Annotated in this window: 12 protein-coding genes and 1 pseudogene; 6 read left to right on the top strand and 7 right to left on the bottom strand. The window is 62.6% G+C overall.

From position 1 onward, the window contains the following. Positions 1-98 precede the first annotated feature (98 nt). The 7 genes and pseudogenes from V1286_RS25555 to V1286_RS25525 form a co-directional block, all read right to left on the bottom strand. Positions 99-1,820 carry a SulP family inorganic anion transporter gene (locus V1286_RS25555; protein WP_334484178.1) on the bottom strand — a complete coding sequence of 574 codons (1,722 nt, stop codon included), beginning with the start codon at positions 1,818-1,820 and terminating at the stop codon, positions 99-101. Further along, a pseudogene (locus tag V1286_RS25550) lies at positions 1,817-2,257 on the bottom strand (polyphosphate kinase 2 family protein). The gene V1286_RS25555 and the pseudogene V1286_RS25550 overlap by 4 nt, the downstream one beginning before the upstream one ends. Positions 2,258-2,552: 295 nt before the next feature. Further along, positions 2,553-2,777 (bottom strand): hypothetical protein, encoded by a 225-nt coding sequence (locus tag V1286_RS25545; RefSeq protein WP_334484175.1) that lies wholly within the window; start codon positions 2,775-2,777, stop codon positions 2,553-2,555. 322 nt (positions 2,778-3,099) lie between these two features. Beyond that, positions 3,100-3,486: an ester cyclase gene (locus V1286_RS25540; protein WP_334484172.1), complete on the bottom strand. Its 387-nt coding sequence runs from the start codon at positions 3,484-3,486 to the stop codon at positions 3,100-3,102. Positions 3,487-3,631: 145 nt separating this feature from the next. Then, a complete protein-coding gene (locus V1286_RS25535) occupies positions 3,632-4,432 on the bottom strand; it encodes an SDR family NAD(P)-dependent oxidoreductase (RefSeq protein ID WP_334484169.1) in 801 nt (266 codons plus the stop codon). Further along, a complete protein-coding gene (locus tag V1286_RS25530) occupies positions 4,433-4,987 on the bottom strand; it encodes a carboxymuconolactone decarboxylase family protein (protein ID WP_334484166.1) in 555 nt (184 codons plus the stop codon). A gap of 40 nt (positions 4,988-5,027) precedes the next feature. Next, positions 5,028-5,972: a hypothetical protein gene (locus tag V1286_RS25525; protein WP_334484164.1), complete on the bottom strand. Its 945-nt coding sequence runs from the start codon at positions 5,970-5,972 to the stop codon at positions 5,028-5,030. Between the two features lie 189 nt (positions 5,973-6,161). Between V1286_RS25525 and V1286_RS25520 the strand changes: the two genes are divergently transcribed. From V1286_RS25520 to V1286_RS25495, 6 genes are all read left to right on the top strand, one after another. Beyond that, a complete protein-coding gene (locus tag V1286_RS25520; protein WP_334484161.1) occupies positions 6,162-9,635 on the top strand; it encodes an indolepyruvate ferredoxin oxidoreductase family protein in 3,474 nt (1,157 codons plus the stop codon). A gap of 154 nt (positions 9,636-9,789) precedes the next feature. Further along, a complete protein-coding gene (locus V1286_RS25515; protein WP_334484159.1) occupies positions 9,790-10,227 on the top strand; it encodes a hypothetical protein in 438 nt (145 codons plus the stop codon). 197 nt (positions 10,228-10,424) lie between these two features. Then, complete coding sequence (locus tag V1286_RS25510; RefSeq protein WP_334484156.1) at positions 10,425-12,011, top strand: alkaline phosphatase D family protein; 1,587 nt, start codon at positions 10,425-10,427, stop codon at positions 12,009-12,011. Positions 12,012-12,191: 180 nt separating this feature from the next. Further along, positions 12,192-12,632, top strand: a complete 441-nt coding sequence (locus V1286_RS25505) for a GlcG/HbpS family heme-binding protein (RefSeq protein ID WP_334484154.1) — start codon at positions 12,192-12,194, stop codon at positions 12,630-12,632. A gap of 25 nt (positions 12,633-12,657) precedes the next feature. Continuing rightward, complete coding sequence (locus V1286_RS25500) at positions 12,658-13,674, top strand: Gfo/Idh/MocA family protein (protein WP_334484151.1); 1,017 nt, start codon at positions 12,658-12,660, stop codon at positions 13,672-13,674. A gap of 31 nt (positions 13,675-13,705) precedes the next feature. Then, positions 13,706-14,701, top strand: coding sequence for a Bug family tripartite tricarboxylate transporter substrate binding protein (locus V1286_RS25495; protein WP_334484149.1), 996 nt, complete (start codon positions 13,706-13,708; stop codon positions 14,699-14,701). Positions 14,702-14,735: the final 34 nt, after the last annotated feature.

Raw genomic sequence — 14,735 nt, 5'->3', positions numbered from 1 at the left:
GGCAGCGGCAAGTTCGGAACCTGCTTTCGCGGCCGCGCGGTTGCCGGTCTCCTTCAAGGATCGGTCAAGCGACGTAGTCAAGCTCGGCACGTCACTTCCTAACGTTTGACCTGGTCCTCCCAGTCCTCCCACTCCACGTCATTGATTTCCAGGTAGCTGGAAACGGCTGCGCCAACGGTTGGGAAGAAATATTGCTCGCCAAGCTGCGAGAACAACCCAAATCGCTTCAGCTTGTCCTTTACCGGATCTTTCAGTTCGGCAAAGCACAACTCGATACCCTGCGCGTGCAACGCCTCGTCCAATTCGGCGACTATATCGCCGGCGGAGACGTCCACACTGGTGACGGGCTCCGCCGCAACGACCAGCCAGCGCACGGGCGTCGGCGATTTCGCCACGGCGTCCAATATGCGTTCCTTGAAGAATTCGGCGTTGGCGAAGAATAGAGGCGCATCCCACCGAAACAGGACCAGCCCGGGGATTCGGCGTGCATCCGGATATCTCGTGATGTCGTGATAACCTTTGACGCCATCGGCGCGACCCAACACGGCAGAGTGCGGGCGCCAGCCGTCCCACAGGAATTCGATAATGGCGATCGCGATTGCGAGCCCAATTCCCGGAATCACTCCGAATACGGCCACGCCGACAAAGCAGACCATCGACAGCCAGAACTCCCACTGCTGAATCCGATAGATTCGTTTGAGGTCGGTGACCTCAAACAAGCCGATCGCAGCGGCGATGACGACAGCCGCCAATGCAGCGGAAGGCAAATGCTGAAGCAGGTTTGGCGCCACCAGCAGAAGGGTGGCGATGGCAAGCGCGCCGACGACGCTGGTTAGCTGGGTGCGGGCGCCGGCGGCTTCGGCAACAGGCGTACGCGAAGAGCTGCTGCTGATCGGGAAACCTTGAAAAAAGCCGGTTGCCAGATTGGCGGCGCCAAGCCCGACCATCTCCTGGTTGGGATCGACATGAGTGCCCAATCGCGCGGCATAGGAACGCGAAAGCACGCTGGTGTCCGCAAACGAAACCAGGGCAATGGCGCAGCCGCCGACCAGTACCGGGACGATATCGCCGTAGGTTATCCAGGGGATTGCCAAACCCGGCAATCCCTCTGGAAGGGGGCCAATGACCGCCACGCCGTAACGGGTTCCAAGATCAAGCGCGCCGACGACGGCGGTCGCCGCAACCACCGCAATCAGAATCCCTGGCAGCCGCTTGTTGTTCTGGAGCAGCAGGATGACCGTCAGCGTGCCGAGCCCAATCCCGAATGCGACCCAGTTTGTCTTTCCTTCAAGGATCGCATCGGCGATCGCCCACAGACTCCGCAGGGGTCCTTCGCCCTTGATCGAGAAGCCGAAGAGGTTTGGCAGTTGGCTGATCAAAACGGTCAATGCAATTCCGTTCATATAGCCGTACCGAATCGGTTTGGAGAGCAGCTCGGTGACAAAACCCAGGCGGGCGATGCCGGCCAGAATGCATACCGTCCCTGAAACGATCGCCATCATGGCGGCGAGCGCTGCGGCGCGGAGAGGATCACCACCGGACAGCGGAACGACAACGCCGAGGATAACAGCCGCCAGCGCCGAGTCCGGTCCCAGAACGAGGATGCGACTGGGGCCGAACAATGCGTAGACCAACAGCGGCACGATCGTTGCGTACAGACCGTAGATCCCAGGCAAGCCCGATGCCACCGCGTAGGCAATTCCAACCGGGACCAGCATGGCCGCCAGCACGAGCCCAGCGAGGATATCGTGCCTGAGCCACGCCGCCTCGTATCGACGCAGCGTTTCGATGCCCGGCAGCCAGTGCATCCAATGCTTCATTGGCCGTCACTTCCAGGCCCGGCCACACCGCGCCGAAACGTCAGTAGCGGCTGGGAACCGGGTGGCCGGCGCCCAGACCCACGGTAGAGCGCCCATGACGTGTGGGTGCCCTTGATCATGCGCTGGTAGGCCGCTGTGTAGTCCCACCAGCGCCGCATCGATTCAGTGTCCATCGGACTGAGCTTCCAGTGCTTCATCAGGTCTTTGATCCGCGCCTCAAACCGGCGACGTTACTCGTCCTGACTTACATCGAGAAAGTATTTGCGCAGGATGATGCCGTTGTTGACGATCATCTCCCGCACGACAACGGGGACCATCGTTATGAGCCGCTCGCAATCCTCATCGGTGACGAAGTTCATCACCCGCTCGACGCCGGCCCGGTTGTACCATGAGCGGTCGAACAGTACGATCTCGCCCGGTCGGGCCGGCCGCCGCACGCTTCGAAAGCAGATTCCAGGTGGCGTGAATAAAGGCGGCGAGGACAACGAGCGAGAGTGAGAGCGGCGACATGAGACCTCCGTGCCATCTGGCGCGAACAAGATCTCGACATCTCCTCCCGGCTTTTGTCCCTCGGGTGCAGCCGCGTGCTATCGCGGTTTCCGCAACGCTCGGACCGGCGATGGCGGTCTCGCCATCCGGAACCCTAGTTGCCACTCAGTCGATGGAGCTCTATATCCAAGGGAATCAGGTGTGGCCAATCCAAAATCTTGTGTTGCAGCGCAGTGCCGCGAATCAGGCCGCCAGATCCTGCAACAGCAGCGACGAACCCCTGATCAGCACCTTGCGCCCCTTTGCAGTGATGGCGGGCGTATCGCCGTTTATGTCGGCTAGTCCGAGCGTGATCAGGCCGTCGATCGTGTAGCGGCTCATGCGCGGCAGCTTTGATTGCGGTGTGCGCAACGCTTTCAATGCTTCCCACTGGGACGGCGTCAGGTCGTAGTCGAATTCTTCGTTCATGGTACCTCGGCATTTCTTGCAGCGCTTGCCACAATTCTTGTGGTGCCTCATAGCGAGCGCACGTGAAATTCGTGCGACTGCAACGAGTCGGTATTTCGACAAGCGACGATGCGCTGTCACATCATCGTGTCACTGGAATCGATTGAATGTGTCGAATCACACAGATGGCCGGACAAAAACGCTGGCGCAAAATTGCGTGAATACGGGGCGCGTCAAAAAGACCGCCCAATCGCCGCAACCCTTAAGAGAAAGTTACTAACAAGTGGTAAATTTCAGGAGCCCGGCCTCTTCGCGCCGTCGGAACGCGCGGCCATATTGGCTGCTAAAGCTGGGCTTCGATCGCCACCTTGTCTATCACCGACCAAACTTCGCGAATCTTGTCGTTCCGAAACTCGTAGAAAACATTCTCGGTGAATGAAACTCGCTTCCCGCCTACCTGGAGGCCAAGGAAGCTTCCCTTCGGTGTGCAGTCGAAGCTGAGCCGGCTGGCAATATAAGGTGGATCGGCGATCAGCATCCGGATGTTGAAATGAAGGTCCGGAATTTCATCAAAGTCTCTCTGCAGCATTTCGAGATAACCCGACAAGCCGATGCGCCGGCCGTTGTGGACCACGTCGTGATGAACGAATTCGCCCAGCATCGGCCAGTCCTGCTTGTTCAGGCAGGCAATGTAGTTTCGATAGAGGTCGGAAAGGTCGGCTTTGGTCATGGCAATGCGCCTTCTTCCGGGGGTGTAGCTGCCGTAGGGTGGGCAAAGCGAAGCGTGCCCACCATCTTCTACGCCGAGAGAATGGTGGGCACGGCGCTTCGCGCCTTTGCCCACCCTACGACTCTATCCCCGCCTTACTATGATTCTATCCCCGCCGCACGCTGGCGCCGCCATCGACCGGCAGCGTCACGCCGGTGATGAAACTTGCTTCATCGGAAGCGAGGAACAGCGCGGCGTTGGCGACGTCCCAGCCGGTGCCCATCTTGTGGCGCAGCGGCACTTTTGCATCGCGTTCGGCCTCGACCTCGGCGCGGCTCTTCTTGAACTCGCGCGCGCGAGTATCGACCGCCATCGGCGTGTTCATCAGGCCGGGCAGGATGACGTTGGCGCGGATGCCGTATTGCGCGTTCTGGTAGGCGAGCTGTTCGGTGAAGGCGATCATCGCCGACTTGGTCGCCTTGTAGGCCACATAAGGATAGGTCGTGATCGCGGCCATCGACGAGATGTTGATAATCGCGCCGCTTTTTTGCGTCCGCATGATCGGGATCACGTGCCTGGCGGCCCACACGCAACTCTTCAGGTTGATCGCGACGCAGCGGTCGAATGCTTCCTCGGATATATCGAGCAGTTCGGCGTCGCCGCCGGACAGGCTGACGCCGACATTGTTGTGCAGGATGTCGATGCAGCCCCAGCGTCCTTGCGCGTCCGCCACCATCGCCTTGAGGTCGGCATTTTGGGTGACGTCGGCCTTGAACGCCGCTGCGGTGCCCTGTTTGGCGGTGATCATGTCGACCGTCTCCTGGGCGGAGGCCAGATTGTGATCGACACACAGCACCTTGGCGCCTTCGCGCGCAAAGGTCAGCGCGGTGGCGCGGCCGTTGCCGATGCCTTCGCCGGGGCTCTGTCCGGCGCCGACGACGATGGCGACACGATCTTTCAGGCGCATTCATTCCACTCCCGGGATCGGGTACTGTTGCAGTACCTCTCTGTAAAAGGGTTCGTTGTCGATCTTCATCGTCGCCAGCACGCGGACCACGGCGCAGTAGAACGCGATGGTGAGCACGAGGTCGACCATCTGCTCGTCGGAGAGTTCCTTTTTAATCTCGGCGAATGTCGCCTCCGACATCGCAAGTTCCCGCACCATCTCACGGGCGCCACGGAGAATCGTCTTCGCCAGAGGTTCGAGTTTGGAGGGCTTGCCCTCGGTCTCGGCCATCAGGGCGGCGATATCGTCATCGGTGACGCCGAACTCCTTGCCGATCTTCACATGGTGGGTGAATTCGTATTCGGATTTCTCCATCCAGCCGACCTGGAGGATCGCGAGTTCACGCAAGCGCGGATCGAGCTTGCTGTTGAAGCGGATGTAGCCGCCGATGCCGTTGAAGGCGCGCGCCATGTCGGGAGAGTTCACCAACAGCTTGTGCAGGTTCGTGTTGCGCTTGAGCATGTCGCGGTATTCGGGGGCGACCTGGTCGGCTTCGAGATAGGGCAGACGGGCCATTTTGTTGTTGTCCTTGTTGGCGATAGCGGATCGGGCTCACCTAGCCGTAGAGCGCTTTGTGCTCCTGATCGTAGTTGGCGTAGGAATCTTTGATGCTCGCCATGTTCAACAGCATGGTTGCAACGGGCTTGTCATCGGCGGCGAACACCGTCGTGCGCATCCACACGCTCTCGGTGCGGCGGCTGCCACTCAGCGCAACGACCTCACGTTCGGTGGAATAGCTCTCGCCGACAAACAACGGTCCACGCAGCAGGCGGATTTCCTGATCGGCGAACAGCCCGACCGCCGGACCGCGGACCGGCAACCGGTCCTCGCGGGCGCGGTATTGAAACAGCACGCTCAGCATCTCCATGGGAATGATCGCCCGTCCCCAGGGATTGAGCTCCTGCGAATAATACGCCGAGGGCTCGGTGATCACCTTCAGCTTCTGCTCAAGCGAAAACGGATAGAGGTCGCCCATGTGCTGGTCGAAATCCATCTTCACCGTCTGGCGGGGTGTCTTCATGCCGACCTTGAGGTCGGCGAGAATGACGGGATCGCCGAGCGGCTTCAATTCGCCAAGCCGGCGGGAAAGCGCCGTGTCCGTTCCGTCACCGCCGATCGATGCCGTGCCACGCAAAATCTCGGTGCCGTCGCGCTTGGTCATGCCGATCGCGCAGATCCTCTCGCCCGGCTTCGGCTTTTCGATATTGGCCTGCACCTCCTCGCCCTCAAAGGCGGGGTTGCGGTAGTGGGCCGACAGGCACCCGGTCTCGAACCAGGCCTGGCCCCAGATGCGCTCGCACAGCGGCGCGAACTGGCTGAAATGGGTCGGGCCCTCGATGGTGCCGCCCTGAAAGCCGAGCTTTTGCGCGGTCGCATCGTCGTGGATCGAGGCGTGGGAGTCGTAGACCTGCGCGTGAAGCATCTGCTTCGGACTGCGCCACGGCCCCACCAGCAGATTGCCGCTTTCCAATAGTTCGGTCGTGAACGCCGCTTCTGTCATTCCTGGTGTCTCCCTTTACTCCCAAGCGTTTCAAAGAAGGCGGATTTCGGCAAGAGCGATCCACAAGGCGGGCGAGATATGTCCTGCGGCCATGAATTCACGCTGGGCACGCATAGCAAAACCGGTGCATTCTGTTCGCAATTAGACCGGTTCAAATAACCGGCGGAACGCGCGACGGGGAGCGGACGAATGGCGTTGATGGAAGTTGGTCTGGACGACAAGTATCGTCTGGACGCGAAGCGGATTTTTCTGTCCGGTACACAGGCGCTGGTCCGCCTTCCCATGTTGCAGCGCGAACGCGACCGCGCAGCGGGGCTCAACACCGCCGGATTCATATCAGGCTACCGCGGCTCGCCGCTCGGCATGTACGACCACGCGCTGTGGCGCGCCAAAACCTTCCTCAAGCAGCATGACATCGAGTTCGCGCCCGGTCTCAACGAGGACCTGGCGGCCACCGCCGTGTGGGGCAGCCAGCAGGTCGGCATGTTTCCCGGCGCCAGGGTCGATGGCGTATTCGGTATCTGGTATGGTAAAGGCCCCGGCGTCGACCGCTCGATGGATGCGCTCAAGCATGCCAACTCGGCGGGCACCTCGCCGAACGGCGGCGTGATTGCGCTCGCCGGCGACGACCATGGCTGCCAGTCCTCGACGCTCGCCCATCAGAGCGAGCAGGTGTTCGCCGCGGCATTGATGCCGGTGGTCAATCCGGCGACGCTGCAGGATTATCTCGACCTCGGTATTTTGGGCTTTGCGCTGTCGCGCTATTCAAGTTGCTGGGTCGGCTTCAAGGCGATTTCCGAAACCGTTGAAAGCTCGGCCTCGATCGTCAGCGATCCCGACCGCATCAAGATCATCATGCCCGATGATTTCGAAATGCCGCCGGGCGGGCTTTCCATCCGCTGGCCCGATGCGCCGCTGGAGCAGGAGCGGCGGCTGCACGGCCCGAAGATGCAGGCGGTGGCGGCGTTCACGCGCGTCAATCGCTTTGACCGCATCGTGCTGGATTCCAAGCCCGCCCGGCTCGGCATCATGGCGACCGGCAAGGCCTATCTCGACCTCCGGCAGGCGCTGGCCGACCTCGGGATATCAGACGCCGAGGCGCAGGCGCTGGGACTGCGCATCTACAAGGTCGCGCTGACCTGGCCGCTGGAGGAATCCGGAGCAAAGGCGTTCGCCGAAGGTCTGCAGGATGTGCTTGTGGTCGAGGAGAAGCGCGGTTTCATCGAGGACCAGCTCCTTCGCATTCTCTATAATGTCGATGCCTCGAAGCGGCCCTCGGTGGTTGGCAAGCGCGACGAGAGCGGCGCGATGCTGCTGCCGAGCGAGGGCGAAATAACGCCGACCATGGTCGCGGCGGCTGTGGTTGCGCGGTTGCGCAAACTTGGCCATCGCAGCCCGGCGCTGGAGCAGCGTCTCGCAAAGCTCGAAGCGTTCGACCGGCCGGCCGAAGGCATTGGCGCCGCCAAACTTCAGCGCACGCCGTATTTCTGTTCGGGCTGTCCCCACAACACCTCGACCAAGATCCCCGAGGGCAGCCGCGCCATGGCCGGCATCGGCTGTCACGGCATGGCGCTGTCGGTGCCGAACCGCCGCACCCAGACGATCTCGCATATGGGCGCGGAAGGCGTCACCTGGATCGGGCAGGCGCCGTTCACCAGCGAGCCGCACGTGTTCCAGAATTTGGGCGACGGCACCTACACTCATTCCGGCCTGCTCGCGATCCGCGCGGCGGCGGCTGCTCGCGTCAACATCACCTACAAGATCCTCTACAACGATGCGGTGGCGATGACCGGCGGCCAGCCGGCCGAGGGCGGCCTGACGGTGTCGCAGATCGCGCACCAGGTTTCGGCGGAAGGCGCCAAACGTCTCGTCATCGTCTCCGACGATCCCGAAAAGTATCCCAGCAATTACTTCCCATTAGGCGCGACCGTTCATCATCGCCGCGAGCTCGACGCGGTGCAGAAGGAACTGCGCGAGGTCAAGGGGCTGACGGTCCTGATCTACGACCAGACTTGCGCGGCGGAAAAGCGCCGCCGCCGCAAGCGCGGGCTCTATCCCGATCCGCCGAAGCGCGTCTTCATCAACGAAAGGGTCTGCGAGGGCTGCGGCGATTGCTCGTCTGTTTCCAACTGCGTTTCCGTGCAGCCGCTGGAAACCGAGTTCGGCCGCAAGCGGCGGATCGACCAGTCGAACTGCAACAAGGACTTTTCCTGCATCGAGGGCTTTTGCCCGAGTTTTGTCACCGTGCATGGCGGCAGACTAAGGAAGGCCGATCGCACCGCGGCCGATCCGTCCGCGCTGTTCGCCGATCTGCCTGTGCCGGCCACGCCTGTGCTCGATGGCGCTTACAACATCCTCGTCACCGGCATCGGCGGCACCGGCGTCATCACCATCGGCGCGCTGCTCGGCATGGCCGCCCATGTCGAGGGCCTGGCGTGCTCGACGCTCGACTTCACAGGGTTATCGCAGAAGAACGGCGCGGTCATGAGCCATGTCCGCATCGCGCCCGAGGCGGACGATCTCGCAACCGTCCGTATTGCGCCCGGCGGCGCCAACCTCATCCTCGGCTGCGACATCGTGGTCGCCACAAGCATTCCGGCGCTGAGCCGGGCCGAGCGCGGCGTGACGCGCGCGATCGTCAATGCCGATTTGTTGCCGACGGCAAGCTTCGTCATCAACCCCGACATCGACTTTGAGGCGGGGACGATGCGCGACTCGCTAAATGGCGCCGTCAGCGCCTCCGATCTCGATATTCTGGACGCGACCGGGCTTGCCACCGCGCTGATGGGCGACAGCATCGCCACCAACGCCTTCATGCTCGGCTTCGCGTTCCAGCGTGGCGCTTTACCCCTTTCGCTGGAGGCGATCATGAAGGCGATCGACCTCAACGGCGCGGCGATCGACATGAACAAGCTGGCGTTCTCGTGGGGCCGGCTCGCCGCGCACGATCTGCAGCGCGTCGTCGCGGCTGCCCGCTTCAAGAATTCGGGCGCGGCGCCGGTCAAGCGGACGCTCGACGAGAGCATCGCTTTCCGCGCCAAGTTCCTGACGGACTACCAGAATGAGGCCTACTCGAAGCGCTACCTCAGCGAGGTCGAGCGCGTTCGCGCGGTCGAAGCAAAGGGCTCGCCCGGGTCGCATGAACTGACCGAAGCGTTTGCAAAAGGCCTGTTCAAGTTGATGGCCTACAAGGACGAATACGAAGTCGCCCGGCTTTATTCCGACGGTGAGTTCGCAAAAGCGTTGAAGGAACAGTTCGACGGCGACGCGAGCGTCAAGGTCAGCCTAGCGCCACCGCTGCTGACGCCGCGCGACAGGGTGACCGGGCACCTGCGCAAGCGCGAGTTCGGCGCCTGGATCTTCCGCGTCTTCGAACTCCTGACGCGGTTCAAGTTCCTGCGCGGAACTGCGTTCGATCCGTTCGGCTACACGGCCGAGCGCCGGATGGAGCGGGCGCTACCGAGCGAATATTCCGCGATCATCTTCCGCCATCTCGACACGGCGAAGCCGCAGGATTGGCCGCGTCTGGTAGCGCTGGCAAAGTCCGCGGAACTCGTTCGCGGCTACGGCCACGTCAAGGAAGCCAATGTCGCGAAGTTCCGCAGCGAGTGCACGCGCGTGGAGGCCGCGATCGGCCAGCCGGTGGCGCAGGCAGCTGAATAAGTTTCGCTTATCTTGGCTGTTCTTGGCTGTGAACTTTTCCACAGCCAGGATCATTCACCAGTAATCTTGCGGGCGGGATCGGCTGGCATTGTGCGGCCGGCTGCCTACATGATGGCCGTTCTTCAGATTTTTGGTTGATTTCAGGAGGCCTTCGATGGTCCTGAAAAGCGCTTTTGCGGTAGCACTTTGCACGGGGCTCCTGATGTCGGGCAGCACCGCGCTGGCAGACGACTACAAGGCCGGCGAGCTCATTGGCCTCGATCTTTCGCAGGCCGTGCTCTCGCCGAAGCGGCTCGGCCCGGAGACGCGATTCGCCCCGGTCCGGATCGAGGCGAGAAACGATGCCCGGCCGGTGAAGACGGAGCGCGTGGTTGTGCCGAAGGAAGCCGCGCCCAAGCCTCAAGTAGCGCCTCAGGTAGCTGCTCACGTAGCGCATGAGCGCGCCGAGAAACCGCGTGTGGAGAAACCGCGTGGCGCCGCCCGCACCAGGCTGGCGCGGCGTCATACCAATCCGCTCGACGCGCAGGCGCGCGACACGCGGATCCAGACCTGGCCGTGCAAGTCCGGCGGCATCTGCGGCTGGCAGCGGTAGATCCGCAGCGTTCGTCATTGCGAGGAGCAAAGCGACGAAGCAATCCATCTGTCCGCAGACAGAAAGAATGGATTGCTTCGCTTCGCTCGCAATGACGGCAGCGTTCCCCCACCACGTCATCCATCTGTCGTAAAACCTTCGGCCAGGAGTCAAATTGCTCGGGCACACCTTCGTCGTGATTCGACGAGGGTGCTTCGATGCCGATTGCGATACGCGCCGGGCAAAGCCTGAACCGGCGTCAGTTGCTGGTCCGCTCCGCCGCGACATTTGCCGTCGCCGGTCTCGGCAGCCTCGCCAAACCTCATCTCAGCCGCGCCGCGGATCGTCCGCTCATCGCCAGCGGGATTCAGTCGGGCGACGTCTCGGCTGATTCCGCGGTGATCTGGGCGCGCGCCGACCGGCCGGCGCGGATGCAGGTTGAATGTTCTGTTGTCGAGAGCTTCAAGACCATCCTTCGCATCGTTACCGCCGATGCCTTGCCGGACAGCGACTTCGTCTCAAAAGTTCTGCTCGATGGCCTGCCGGCGGGGCAGGACATTTTCTATCGTGTGCGCTTCGACGATATCAGCGAGAGCGGCATCGAAGGCGAGGTGCAGGTCGGGCATTTCCGCACCGCGCCCACCGCGCGAAGCCATATTTCGTTCGCGTGGTCCGGCGATACCGCCGGCCAAGGTTGGGGCATCGATCCCTCGCGCGGCGGTATGCGCACCTACCGCACCATGCTCGACAACCGTCCGGACTTCTTCATCCATTCCGGCGATCACATCTATGCAGACTGTCCGGTGGAACGCGAGCTGAAGCTGCCCAATGGCGAGATCTGGCGCAACATCGTTACCGAACAGAAGTCCGTGGTGGCGCACAGCCTCGAACAGTTCCGCGCCAACTACAAATATAATCTGCTCGACGACAATCTGCGCGCCTTCAACGCCGAAGTGCCGATGTTCGCGCAATGGGACGATCATGAGGTGACCAACGACTGGGCGCCGATCGGCACCGCCGACGAGACCGGCTATGCCGAGGACGGCTCTTCGCTTCTGGTGGCGCGGGCGCGCCGCGCGTTCCATGAATTCATGCCGATGCGCGTGACGCCGGCGCAGGACGGCCGCATCTATCGCAAGATCGTCTATGGCCCGCTGCTCGACGTCTTTATGATCGACATGCGCAGCTACCGCGATTCCACCTTTAACAAGCGCGACGACCAAAGCGAGACCTGCATCCTCGGCGCGGCGCAACTGGCCTGGCTGAAGCGCGAACTGGTGGCCTCCGATGCGACCTGGAAGGTGATCGCCGCCGACATGCCGATCGGCCTGATCAGCGAGGATGCTATTGCGCTCGGCGATGGCCCGCCGGAGCGGCGCGAGCACGAGATTGCCGATCTGCTGTCGTTCATGAAGCGCGCCGGCATCCGCAACACGGTGTGGCTGACCGCCGACATGCATTACACGGCCGCGCATCATTACGATCCGAACCGCGCGGCGTTTCAGGATTTCGAGCCGTTCTGGGAGTTCGTCTCCGGCCCCTTACATGCGGGCACCTGGGCGCCGGCGCCGCTCGACAACACGTTCGGGCCGAAAGCTGCGTTCCAGAAGGGCTGCAGCGCGGAGCAGGGCGAGAATCTCGCGCCCTGTTTCGGCCTGCAATTCTTCGGCCGCGTCGACATCGACGGCAAGACCGAAGTGATGAGCGTGACGTTGAAGGACGTCGACAACCGTGACCTCTGGTCGGTCGATATCGAGCCCCGCCCGGATGCGCGGCCCGGCCGGATCATGGCGCAGCATATCTGACGCTTCGATCGCGAGACCGTTGGATCAACCCCTCCATGTTCGCGCCGCATAGTTTGGCTAGGCTTCGCCGCTTGCCGACGCGTGCGGTACAAGATCGCATCCGGAAGTTGCGTATTAATTCTTGAAGGAGGCGCAGCGGTGGCGCACACTTCGCCTGTCCTTCCCGACCGGAGCGCTGCCATGTTTGTCGCCGAGAGCAAGCGCCTGACGCATCAGGGCGCGAAGATGATCATGGCGACGGCGGTGGAATTGGCCGGCCAGGCCAAAATCGCGATCTCCTGTGCGATCGTGGATTCCGGCGGGCATGTGATCCTGATCGAACGAATGGACGGCGGCCGCTTCCATACCGTGCACTCCTGCACCACCAAGGCGGTTTGCGCCGCGTCAAACCGGCGCCCGACCACGGCCAAAGGCGCGGCCGGCCAGGACCTCGACGTCAGCCATGCGATCGGACTTGCGCTCGCCGCCGGACCGGAACGGTGGACGGCCATGGAAGGCGGCGTACCGGTGCTGGTTGGCTGCGAATGTATCGGCGGCGTCGGCGTGAGCGGCGGTGATTGGGAGACCGATTTGCGGATCGCCAAAATGGCCGTCGAGTCGATCGGCGCGAATTGGGAATGACATCGTCCTGGGGGAGAGCAAAGTGATGAGCGCCGATCCGCTCCGCGTCGCCTGTATCGGGATGGGATGGTGGTCCGACGTTCTGGCGGATGCCATCCAGCGCTCGGGCAAGTTCGAGATCCGCGGCTGCTACACCCGGTCCGAGGAAAAGCGAAAGAATTTCGCGGCAAAATACCGCTGCCGGCCGGCCGCGAGCTATGAGGCGCTGCTGGCCGATGCCGAGATCGAGGCGATCATCAATACCACGCCGAACGACGTGCATCTGACGACGACCTGCGCGGCCGCCGCCGCCGGCAAGCACGTATTTCTGGACAAGCCGATCGCCAACAGCATTTCCGACGGCCGCGCCATCACCGAGGCCTGTCGCAAGGCCGGCGTGGTCCTGGCGCTCGGCTATCAGCGGCGGCGCGAGAGCCATTTCCGCTGGATCAGGCAGCAGATCGATGACGGCTTGTTCGGCAAGCTCGTCAACGCCGAGGCCAACATCAGCCGCGACCGTCTCGGCAAGATCGATCTCACCTCGTGGCGCTACCAGGCCGCGGGAATGCCGGGCGGCGTGATGCTGCAGATCGGAATCCACTATATCGACGTCCTGGAATATTTGATCGGGCCGATCCGTGCGGTGCGCGGACAATCGGCGCAACTGGTGCTGCCCGGCGACAATCCGGATGTCGCGAGCCTGATTCTGCAGCACGAGAACGGCGCGCTCTCCACACTGAACGCGAGCTACGCCTCGGCGTCCGAATACTATCTGATGAACGTCTACGGCAAGGACGCCACCGCCTACTACGATTTGCACAACGGGCTTCGCCTGCTCAAGCGCGGCGAGATCACGCCGGTGGTGGTGCCATGTGCTGAGAATGACACCCTGGTCGAGGAACTGGAGGAGTTTGCGGCCGCAGTTCGCGGGCAGGGCCGGTACGAAGTCGGGGGCGAGTACGCGACGCGATCGCTCGCCGTGGTACGCGCCGGCATACTCTCGGCGCGTGAGGGACGTTCGGTCGAGATTGCCCAACTATTGAACGGCGATGCGAAAATGTGACGGCGCAGAGCTAAGGATAGGAGCGCGCGTTATGAAACGTGGCATTTGTGTCTGGAAAGCTTGTGTTGGAGCATGCGCGGCGGCGATGGTATTGGCCGGCATGGTCGGGCCGGTGCGCGCGCAGGACTACCCCTCCAGGGCGATCACGGTGGTCGTGCCGTTCCCGCCCGGCGGCGCCAGCGACATCGTTGCGCGCATCGTCACCAACCAGATGTCGAAGATCCTCGGGCAATCCATCGTCATCGAGAACGTCAGCGGCGCCGGCGGCACCGTCGGCAGCGCGCGCGTGGCGGCGGCTGCGCCCGACGGCTATACCCTGCTTGCCGCGGCGATGGGCTCGCATGTCGCAGCTCCCGTGCTGACGCCGAACCTCAAATACGATCCCGTTGCCGACTTCGTGCCGATCGGCTTCACCGCCCACTCCCCGGCAGTGATCATCGCGCGGAAGGATTTCCCGGCACAGGATCTCAAGGAATTCGTCGCGGCGCTGCGGCAACGGGGCGACGCGGTGAAGCTGGCCCATGGCGGCATCGGCGCGTCCTCGCATATGGCGTGTCTTCTCTTCACGGCGGAAGTCGGCGCGAAGCCGGCGCTTGTCGCCTATCGTGGTTCAGGCCCGGCATTGAACGATCTGGTCGGGGGGCACGTCGATTTCATGTGCGAGCAGTCGGTCAGCGTGGCTGAGTCGGTTTTGGCCGGCTCGGTCAAGGCCTTCGCGGTGTCTGCCGCGAAACGCCTTGAAACGCTGCCTGACGTTCCGACCGCGAAGGAGGGCGGCATCAACTACGAGATGAGCGTCTGGGCAGGACTGTTTGCGCCAAAGGGCGTTTCGCCCGAAATCATCGCCAGGCTTTCCGCAGCGCTCGACCAGGCGCTTGATGAGGCTGTCGTGCGCGAGCGGATTGCCCAGCTCGGCGGCTCGATACCGGCAAAGGACGAACGCAACCCGGCTTCATTCGATCGTTTTGTCCGGTCCGAGATCGCACGCTGGTCACCCATTCTTGCGGCGGCCGGAACGGGGAAATGAGGCGTGTGCCGAAGCGGTGGGTCGGCGAGGACCG

Source organism: Bradyrhizobium algeriense (assembly GCF_036924595.1).
Lineage (GTDB): Bacteria > Pseudomonadota > Alphaproteobacteria > Rhizobiales > Xanthobacteraceae > Bradyrhizobium > Bradyrhizobium algeriense.
Note: the sequence above shows the minus strand (reverse complement) of the source record. Positions and strands in the feature narration are given on the sequence as shown.